Annotated in this window: 7 protein-coding genes; 3 read left to right on the top strand and 4 right to left on the bottom strand. The window is 62.8% G+C overall.

Going from position 1 to position 9,399, the window contains the following annotated elements; translation table 11 throughout:
* Positions 1–122: 122 nt before the first annotated feature.
* Complete coding sequence (locus tag NKI61_RS14260) at positions 123–1,313, bottom strand: aq_1923 C-terminal domain (protein WP_352839833.1); 1,191 nt, start codon at positions 1,311–1,313, stop codon at positions 123–125.
* A 404-nt stretch (positions 1,314–1,717) separates the two neighbouring features.
* Between NKI61_RS14260 and parC the strand changes: the two genes are divergently transcribed.
* Both parC and NKI61_RS14250 read left to right on the top strand, forming a co-directional pair.
* Positions 1,718–3,970 (top strand): DNA topoisomerase IV subunit A, encoded by a 2,253-nt coding sequence (gene parC, locus NKI61_RS14255; RefSeq protein ID WP_023694915.1) that lies wholly within the window; start codon positions 1,718–1,720, stop codon positions 3,968–3,970.
* A 233-nt stretch (positions 3,971–4,203) separates the two neighbouring features.
* Positions 4,204–5,418 carry an AI-2E family transporter gene (locus NKI61_RS14250; RefSeq protein ID WP_352839832.1) on the top strand — a complete coding sequence of 405 codons (1,215 nt, stop codon included), beginning with the start codon at positions 4,204–4,206 and terminating at the stop codon, positions 5,416–5,418.
* On the opposite strand, the gene NKI61_RS14245 is transcribed toward NKI61_RS14250, so the two are convergent.
* From NKI61_RS14245 to NKI61_RS14235, 3 genes are all read right to left on the bottom strand, one after another.
* Positions 5,406–6,302 (bottom strand): DMT family transporter, encoded by an 897-nt coding sequence (locus tag NKI61_RS14245; RefSeq protein WP_352839831.1) that lies wholly within the window; start codon positions 6,300–6,302, stop codon positions 5,406–5,408. The genes NKI61_RS14250 and NKI61_RS14245 overlap by 13 nt on opposite strands.
* Positions 6,303–6,422: 120 nt before the next feature.
* Positions 6,423–7,187 carry an arginyltransferase gene (locus NKI61_RS14240; protein WP_023682417.1) on the bottom strand — a complete coding sequence of 255 codons (765 nt, stop codon included), beginning with the start codon at positions 7,185–7,187 and terminating at the stop codon, positions 6,423–6,425.
* Between the two features lie 139 nt (positions 7,188–7,326).
* Positions 7,327–7,797 (bottom strand): RDD family protein, encoded by a 471-nt coding sequence (locus NKI61_RS14235; RefSeq protein WP_023673020.1) that lies wholly within the window; start codon positions 7,795–7,797, stop codon positions 7,327–7,329.
* Between the two features lie 190 nt (positions 7,798–7,987).
* On the opposite strand from NKI61_RS14235, the gene sthA reads away from it, so the two are divergent.
* Positions 7,988–9,376, top strand: coding sequence for a Si-specific NAD(P)(+) transhydrogenase (sthA, locus tag NKI61_RS14230; protein ID WP_352839830.1), 1,389 nt, complete (start codon positions 7,988–7,990; stop codon positions 9,374–9,376).
* Positions 9,377–9,399: the final 23 nt, after the last annotated feature.

Raw genomic sequence — 9,399 nt, 5'->3', positions numbered from 1 at the left:
GTCCTCCGGCGGACAAGAAAACTGTCACCCATGCTATCGGTCCATTCTGTTACCTATCTATCCGGTTCGGACACCGGCACCTTCTCCCCGTATAGTGACGGGGAGAAGGGAGCTAACTTCGATCAGTCTTCGTTGGCCTTGACGTGGACGCCCAGCGTCTTGGTCAGGTCGGCCGGGTTGGACATGGCGCCGGCCATGATCAGCGCGAACGGCACCGCTGCCGGCGGCTCGGCCGAAATCTCGAGGCTCTTCGGATCGTCGAGGTACTTGCTCACCGCGGCCGTCACTTCGGCGGTCAGTTCGGGATTGTTGAGCTGCGCCATGCCGAACGGCACGATCGCCTTGGCCTGGTTGGCGATGTCCTTGCCCGACATGCCCTGCTGCTTGCCGACATATTCAAGCACCTTGCCGGTGAGCGAATCGTCATCGAAGCGGATCGATGCGCTGTTGAAGGAGAGCTGCTGCAACAGGCCGAGCAGGGCCATGCCTTGCGCCGAATTGTCGGCGCCTTCGGGCTGCGCCGCCATCTTCTTCTGCATCTCCTGCAGCGACTTGACGAAGTCGACCGTGTAGCCGCCGAGGCCGAAGGTCATGCCGAGCGTGCCGGCATTCTCGACCGAGATGTCGTATTTCGACAGGTCCATCTTGCCGTCGCTCGGCTGCCAGGTGCCGCCGATTTCGATATTGCCCGAGATGTTCTGGTAGCCGAGGGCCTCGATGGCTTCCTTGGATTTCGCATCGTCGACCAGGGTCAGGTCGGCGTTGAACTTTTCCGTGGTGGCGGAAAACTCCATCGCCTTGCCGTCGGCCGGCGGCGTGATCTGGACAGCAAGCCCATCCACCGAGAAGGCGGTCTTGTCGGCAACCTTGACCGTCAGGTTTTCGAGTTCGGCCGACTTGTAGATCATCATCGAGCCGAGCGGGCCTGTAGCGCCCTCAGCCGGGATGTTGGCGTCGTGGATGACGAAGGGGGTGAGGTTGAGCGTGACGCCGTCCTTGCTGTGCTCCAAGGCCGAAGTCGTGATGGTCGCGACATCGAAGCCGCCATTGGCTTCGGTCACGCCCTCGAGCTTGACGTCACCGATCGGCAGCGATTCCTTTTCGGCCGCCGGTTTGACCGACACGCCCTGCAGCACCATGCTGGAATTGTCGCCGGTAACGCCGGTCCAGGTGATATCGACGCCCTGGACGGCAAGTGCGGCCTTCAGTCGGTCGGCAACTGCCGTGTCTTGCGCAAAGGCGGCATTCAGCGGCAGCGTCAGCAAAAAGGTCGAAAAAGCAAGTTTCTTGAGTGTCGAACGTTGGATTGTCATCGCGAGTTCCCTGAGAGAGTCCTGAAAAAGTGTTTTCTCAATTCTACGCCATCACCATTCCGTGACGAACTGGACGGGAAAAAGGCGCCTTCCCGCAGAGTTGTCGAAAATCACGGCGAAAGGCAAATCGGAGCGGGAGACTTCGCCCGATGCGGTGAATATGTCATGAAGGTCGGGCTCCCCTGCGTACCGTCTCCTGCCTTAGAGAGGGCGTGTAACAGATTGATGTTGGTTGGCAACAGCACTGCTACCGTTGCTGTTGCACAGGGACGGCAAGGGGGAACATGAAGTCCGTCACATCCATTGTCGGACCTTGAGCCGCCCTCGTAAGCTCAAAGGCTGCAAAGTGCGGATTTCCGCAGCCCCGCCTTGCCGCGAATCACCCGCTCGGCTAGTCCAGCCGCATGGGAAAAAGGATTTTGCCGCCTGAAAATGGCGGCGGTGACCACATCGAACCGGTCGATCTGAAGAAGGCGCTGGAAGAGCGCTATCTCGCCTATGCGCTCTCGACCATCATGCACCGGGCGCTGCCTGACGTGCGCGACGGGCTGAAGCCTGTGCATCGCCGCATCATGCATGCGATGCGGCTGCTCAGGCTCAACCCCGACCAGGGCTTTGCCAAATGCGCCCGCATAGTCGGCGACGTGATGGGCAAGTTCCATCCGCATGGCGACCAGTCGATCTACGACGCGCTGGTGCGCCTGGCGCAGGATTTCTCCATGCGCTATCCCCTCGTCGACGGGCAGGGCAATTTCGGCAATATCGACGGCGATAACGCCGCCGCCATGCGCTATACCGAGGCGCGCATGACCGAGGTGGCGAGCGATTTGCTTGCCGGCATCACCGAGGACGCCGTCGATTTCCGGCCAACCTACAATGAGGAGGACGAGGAGCCCGTAGTTCTTCCCGGCGCCTTCCCGAATCTGCTCGCCAACGGTTCCTCCGGCATTGCGGTCGGCATGGCCACGTCCATCCCGCCGCACAATGCCGCCGAGCTTTGCAACGCAGCGCTGCAGTTGATCGAGCAGCCGGACGCGCCGGTGACAAAGCTGATGGAGTTCGTCCAGGGGCCGGATTTCCCGACCGGCGGCATCATCGTCGACAGCCGCGCATCCATCCTGGAGGCCTATGAGACCGGCCGCGGCGGTTTTCGCGTGCGCGCCAAATGGGGCCAGGAGGATCAGGGCAGGGGCACCTGGAGCATCGTCGTCACCGAAATCCCCTACGGCATCCAGAAGGCCAGGCTGATCGAGAAGATCGCCGAGCTGTTGATCGCGCGCAAATTGCCGCTGCTCGAGGATGTCAGAGATGAAAGCGCCGAGGACGTCCGCATTGTGCTCGTACCGAAGAGCCGTTCGGTCGATCCCGGCATTCTGATGGAATCGCTGTTCAAGCTGACCGAGCTCGAAAGCCGATTTCCCCTCAACATGAACGTTTTGTCGCGGGGCAAGGTGCCTAACGTCCTGTCGCTGAAGGGCGTGCTGAAGGAGTGGCTCGACCATCGGCGCGATGTGCTGATCCGCCGCTCGAAGCATCGGCTTGGCGAGATCGAGAAGCGGCTGGAAATCCTTGCCGGCTACCTGATCGCCTATCTCAACATCGACGAGGTCATTAGGATCATCCGCGAGGAGGATGAGCCCAAGCAGGTGATGATGGCCCGTTGGTCGCTCACCGACACCCAGGCCGAAGCCATCCTCAACATGCGGCTGCGGGCCCTGCGCAAGCTGGAAGAGTTCGAGATCCGCAAGGAGTTTGACGGTCTCACCACCGAGAAGAAGCAGATCGAGGCATTGCTCGCATCCGACGCCAAGCAATGGTCGACGATCAAATGGGAAGTCACGCAAGTTCGCGACAAGTTCGGCCCCGAGACCGAACTCGGCAAGCGGCGCACCCAGTTCGCCGACGCGCCGGAGCACGATCTGACCGACATCGCGCACGCCATGATCGAGCGCGAGCCGGTCACCGTGGTGGTCTCGGAAAAGGGCTGGCTGCGGGCGATGAAAGGCCATTTGGCCGACCATTCCACGCTCACCTTCAAGGAAGGCGACAGCCTCAAGCTCGCCTTCCATGCCCAGACCACCGACAAGATCCTGGTCTTCACCACCGGCGGAAAATTCTACACCATCGGCGCCGACCGGCTGCCGGGCGGCCGCGGCCATGGCGAACCGATCCGCATCATCGTCGACATGGACAACGACCAGGACATCGTCACCGCCTTTGTCCACGACCCCAAGCGCAAGCTGCTGCTCGTCTCCTACGATGCCAATGGTTTCGTCGTGCCGGAGGAGGAGGTCGTCGCCAACACCCGAAAGGGCAAGCAGGTGATGAACGTCAAGGCGCCCGACGAGGCCAAGGCCTGCGTCCCAGTGTCAGGCGATCATCTCGCCATTGTCGGCGAGAACCGCAAGATGCTGGTGTTTGCGCTCTCCGAAATTCCCGAGATGGGCCGCGGCAAGGGCGTTCGCCTGCAGAAATACAAGGATGGCGGTCTGCTCGACCTGAAACCCTTCACGCTGGCGAGCGGCCTGTCCTGGCAGGATTCCGCCGACCGCACCTTCGTCAGGTCGCGCGAGGAGCTGGCGGAATGGATCGGCGCGAGAGCGTCGGCCGGACGGATGGTGCCGAAGGGATTCCCGCGGACGGGGAAATTTGGGTAGGGATCTCCCCCCTCGAGGGGGAGATGTCGCCGAAGGCGACAGAGGGGGTCGGTACGTCCTGACACGACACCCTTTCGCTGGCAGAAGGCTGGCGCTTCATGCGCGGCGACCCCCTCTGGCCTGCCGGCCATCTCCCCCTCAAGGGGGGAGATCCCAAGGCATTTGGACTATCGTCACGATTGCGGCACTATAACAGTGCATAAACGCTGTGTAGGCTGGGGAGAATTGACCGTTTGAAGGAAGCGAAGATCCAGAAGCCGGAACGTCAGCAGCGCCTGTTCGGCCTGTCGACACCGCTGCGGGCCGCCGTCATCCCGCCGCTGTCGGCGGCGCGCTGGCTGTTGGTGCTGATCGTCGCCGCCGGCGTTTATTTCTTCCACGGGTTCCTGTTTCCCGTGCTGGCAGCCCTCGTCATTGCTTTTGCCAGCTGGCCGCTCTACCGCCGGCTGCTTGCCGGTGTCGGCGGTAACCGCACCGTCGCCGCGACGCTCGCCATCCTGTTCATCCTCGCCTTCCTGGTGGTGCCGATAGCGCTCGCCGGCACCTACGCCATCAACGAGGTCCGCGAATGGGTCGGCTGGGCGATCGAGACCAACAGGCACGGCGCGGTCACACCGCACTGGATCACCTCGCTGCCTGTCGTCGGCGAGTGGCTGAACGAACAGTGGATCGACAATTTCGGCCATCCCGGCGGCATCGGCGAGCTGATCCAGCTGGTCAGCGGCGCCAATATCGGCAGCATCTATCGCGGCGTGCTGGCTGCCGGCGGCAGCGCCTTCGGCCTGTTGCTGACGCTGCTGTTCATGATGATCGCGCTGTTCTTCGCCTACCGCGACGGCGAACACTTTGCCAGCCAGATCGACCGGCTCGGCGAACGCATCCTGCCGACGCGCTGGGAGCGGATTTCGCGCGTCGTGCCGGCGACCATTTCCTCGACCGTTACCGGCATGACCGTGATCGCCATCGGCGAGGGGCTGGTGCTCGGCATCGCCTACTGGCTGGCCGGGGTGCCGTCGCCGGTGACGCTGGGCGCATTGACCGGCGTGATGGCGCTGATCCCCGGCGGCGCGCCGCTGTCGTTTACGCTTGTGTCGATCTACCTCGCCGCCAGCGGCTCGCCGATGGCGGGTCTGGCGCTGTTCATCTGGGGCGCGGTGGAGCTGTTCATCGTCGACAAGACCTTGCGCCCGAAGCTGGTCGGCGGACCGATCAAATTGCCCTTCCTGCCCACCTTTTTCGGCCTGATCGGCGGCGTCAAGACGATGGGCTTTCTCGGCCTGTTCATCGGCCCCGTGCTGATGGCGCTGCTGGTGGCGATATGGCGCGAATGGCTGCGCGAGGTGGAACTGGCCGAAGACACCGTTCCCGACGCGGCGGCCGAGCTCGAAGGCGGGCCGCCGCAGATCGAGATTGTCGCCGGCCCGGCGAAGAGAAGTCAGGCTGGGTAAGCGACGGCGAGCGCTGCCCGGCGCTTGCGCCCTTCATGCAACTGCCACAGGGAATGGGCGACCAGCGTGACGATCAGGATCACGCCGCCAATCAGGCTGTTGCGCGACGGCGTCTCGGCAAAGATCATCCATATCCAGACCGGCGCCAGAACCGTTTCCAGGAGATAGAACATCGCCACTTCCGGGCCTGAAATGTATTTCGGCCCGTTGGCTAGGCAGAAGAAGGCGAACGGCATGATGACGGCGCCGTTGAAAACGATCCACCATGGCGCCTCCACCTGAAAACCGGTCCTGGAGACCATGAGCGCCGCCAGCCCGAACGGCAGCAGGACGCCGGTCAGCGCGGTGAATCCCATATCCCTGCCGCTGGCGCGTGAAACGGTGATGGCGCAGGCAATCGCCAAGGCCGAACACAGCGCCATCACATCGCCGAACAGATATCCCGTGCCGACGGAATCGCCGACGATGATGGCGATGCCGACGATCATCAGCGCCATTGCCGCAAGCGTCAGCGGCCGCGGTCGCTCCTTCAGGAACAGCCACGACAGCAGCGCCGAGAACATGGTGGAGAAGGCGAGGATGAAAACCAGATTGGCGGTCGAGGTGTTGTAGACGGCGGTGATGAAGGCGATTGCGCCGAGCCCGTAGAGTGTGGCGACCACGAGCCCCGACCAGCCGGGTATCAGCTGCGGAGCATTCTTGCTGAACGAGCGCCAGATGGCCCATACGATCAGCCCTGCCACGAAGGTGCAGCCGGTGCGCAGCAAAAGGATCGTCCAGGCTTCGCCATGGGCGAGCCGGATCAGGGGAATGTCGATGGTCAGCGCCAGCCCGCCAAGCGCGGTGAGCAGGAGTCCTTTGGTGTGGGCATTGTGAGAGGACATGCAACGGCTTTCGCAATGATTTGAGCAGATGCCGGTCGGCGCAATCGCCCCGCCAACGGGCGGAAGACCAGCATCGTCTCGGCTGAAAATGTTTAGATCAGGATCTGGTAAGAAGAAAAATCAGCGCGTGACCGCTTCGTGGTCGTAGCGTTCCCAGCCCTTCGGGCCGAGATGCTCCTGCGGCATGAAGCGCATTTTATAGTTCATCTTGCGCGAGCCGTTGACCCAGTAGCCGAGATAGACATGGGGCAAGCCCATGGCCCGGGCGCGGGCGATATGGTCGAGGATCATGAAGGTGCCGAGCGAACGGTCCTCGAACTCGGGATTGAAGTAGGAATAGACCATCGACAGGCCATCGGCCATCTTGTCGGTCAGCGCCACGGCGATCAGCTCGCCCTGGCCCTTGCCGGTGATGAATGTGTCGGGGCCGCGGCGCCGGTATTCGATCACCTTGGTGTCGACATGGGTATCCTCGACCATCATGGCGTAGTCGAGCACCGTCATGTCGGACATGCCGCCGCGGCGATGGCGAGCGTCGAGATAGCCGCGAAACAGCGAATACTGCTCGGTCGACGGCTGCGCGTCGTGCATGGCGCCGATCAGATCGGAATTGCGCTGGATCACCCGCTTCATGTTGCGGCTGGCGGTGAACTCCTGCGCCAGGATGCGCACCGAGACGCAGGCGCGGCAGGTCTCGCAGGCGGGACGGTAAGCGATGTTCTGCGAGCGCCGGAAACCGCCTTGCGTCAACAGGTCGTTCATCTCCGGCGCCTTGTCGCCGACCAGATGCGTGAACACCTTGCGTTCGAACTGGCCCTCGAGATACGGGCACGGCGATGGCGCGGTCAGGAAGAACTGCGGCGACTGGGTCGGATGGTGCGTCATCGAACCTTGGGAACACTCCTGCGAATCGCTCTACCTTTGGCTTGGCTGGCGAAAAATTCAACAGGATTGTGAAGGCGGGGTTGAACGGACCCCTTCACATTTGCGCACAAATGCCTGTTGGCGTCGGTTGGACGCCGGTTCAACGGTCGCTGCGGCTGACGACCGTGCCAAGCAGCAGGTCGTGCAGTGTGCGCTTGCGATCGGAAAACAGCGTCACCAGGAGGACGAGCGGCGTCAGGATGACCGTGCTCGCCCAGAACAGCACCGAATGGACAACGGCGGTGAGGCCGTCGATACGGCTGCCGTCGAGACGATCGAGCCGAATGCCCATCATCTTCATGCCTGATGTGGCCTGGTTGCGACCGCCCAGCGTGTTCCAGATGTAGAGAATGGCGACCGCCGGCACGAGGATGGAATACAGCGCCCAGCCAAGACCGAATGTCAAAAGGCCAAGCACGGCCACCAGGATCGCGAACGGAATGGTGAGCAGCGCCACGATGCAATAGTCGATGATGAAGGCCAGGATGCGCCGCGTGCGCACACCGTCATAGGCCCTGACGTCGTCGAGCCTGCTGGTGATGATTTCGCCGTCAAGTACGCGCGCGTTCATGTCATGTCCTCGTAACAGGCGCCACGCTAGGGTGCGCCGCCACTGAAATGGTGAAGACCGCGGGCGGAATCAAGATCGGTTCGTCCATCGGTCCTGCTCGGCAGTGTGACGCGGTTGAGCCGATTGAATTTGGTGGACGGATGGCGTTAGCTTGCTGCGGCGCAACAAGACGCCGAGGGGACGGGGTTACATGGATTACGACATGCTGGTCATCGGCAGCGGCCCTTCCGGGCGCCGCGCCGCGGTGCAATCGGCCAAGCTCGGCAAATCGGTGCTGGTGGTCGACAGGGGCCGGCGCCTCGGCGGCGTCTCGGTGCACACCGGCACCATCCCGTCGAAGACGCTGCGCGAGACGGTGCTGAACCTGTCCGGCTGGCGCGAGCGGGGCTTTTACGGCCGCGGCTACCGGGTCAAGCAGGACATCTCCATCGCCGACCTGGTCGAGCGGCTGCACAAGACGCTCGACCACGAGGTCGAGGTGCTGCAGCACCAGTTTATGCGCAACGCCGTCAAAAGCGTGCGCGCCATGGCGAAATTCGTCGGCCCTCACAAGGTCAGCCTGACGGCAGACAATGGCGACTACTCGGAGGTTGGTTTCACCAATGCCCTGATCGCGGTCGGCACCAGGCCGCACCGGCCGCGCGACGTGCCTTTCGACAAGATCCGCGTCTTCGACAGCGATGAGATGCTGGAACTCGACCATCTGCCGCGCACGCTGACGGTGATCGGCGCCGGCGTCATCGGCGTTGAATATGCGACGATCTTTTCGGCGCTCGACGTGCCGGTGACGCTGGTGGAGCCGCGCAACACCATCCTCGATTTCGTCGACCGCGAGATCGTCGACGACTTCATCCACCAGATGCGCGACCGCGGCATGACCATTCGCCTCGGCAGTACGGTCAAGGAAATCGTCTCAAAACCCGACTATGCCGAAGTGACGCTCGCCGATGGCCGCACCATCCGCTCCGAGATCGTGCTTTACGCCGCCGGCCGCAGCGGCAATCTCGGCAGCCTCGGCCTCGACGTGGTCGGCATCGAGGCCGATTCCCGGGGCCGCATCAAGGTCGATCCGCAGACCTTCCAGACCAGTGCGCCCAACATCTATGCCACCGGCGACGTCATCGGTTTCCCCAGCCTTGCCTCGACATCGATGGAGCAAGGCAGGGTGGCCGCCTGCCACGCCTTCGGCGTGCAACTGCCACCGCCGCCGGAAACCTTCCCCTATGGCATCTACGCCGTGCCGGAAATCTCCACCGTTGGTCAGTCGGAGGAGCAGGTGCGCGAGAGCGGCGCTGCTTATGAAGTCGGTCTGGCGCGGTTCCGCGAAACCTCACGCGGCCACATCATGGGCGTCAACTCCGGCTTTCTGAAGCTGCTGTTCTCGGTCGAAACGCGCCGCCTGCTCGGCGCCCACATCGTCGGCGAAGGCGCCACCGAACTGATCCATATCGGCCAGGCGGTGATCAACCTCGGCGGCACGGTTGATTTCTTCGTCAACAACACCTTCAACTATCCGACGCTGGCCGAAGCCTACAAGATCGCCGGGCTCGATGCTTGGAACCGGATGGGACAGGGCTAGGCGACGAGCATCTGCTCAGCTGT

The organism is Mesorhizobium sp. M0514, from assembly GCF_040321145.1.
Taxonomy (GTDB): Bacteria; Pseudomonadota; Alphaproteobacteria; order Rhizobiales; family Rhizobiaceae; genus Mesorhizobium.
Note: the sequence above shows the minus strand (reverse complement) of the source record. Positions and strands in the feature narration are given on the sequence as shown.

Coding starts and splice junctions, on each gene's coding strand:
- NKI61_RS14240 (WP_023682417.1), bottom strand. CDS start 7,187: ATGACGCACCATCCGACCCAGTCGCCGCAGTTCTTCCTGACCGCGCCA.
- sthA (WP_352839830.1), top strand. CDS start 7,988: ATGGATTACGACATGCTGGTCATCGGCAGCGGCCCTTCCGGGCGCCGC.
- NKI61_RS14260 (WP_352839833.1), bottom strand. CDS start 1,313: ATGACAATCCAACGTTCGACACTCAAGAAACTTGCTTTTTCGACCTTT.
- NKI61_RS14235 (WP_023673020.1), bottom strand. CDS start 7,797: ATGAACGCGCGCGTACTTGACGGCGAAATCATCACCAGCAGGCTCGAC.
- NKI61_RS14245 (WP_352839831.1), bottom strand. CDS start 6,302: ATGTCCTCTCACAATGCCCACACCAAAGGACTCCTGCTCACCGCGCTT.
- parC (WP_023694915.1), top strand. CDS start 1,718: ATGGGAAAAAGGATTTTGCCGCCTGAAAATGGCGGCGGTGACCACATC.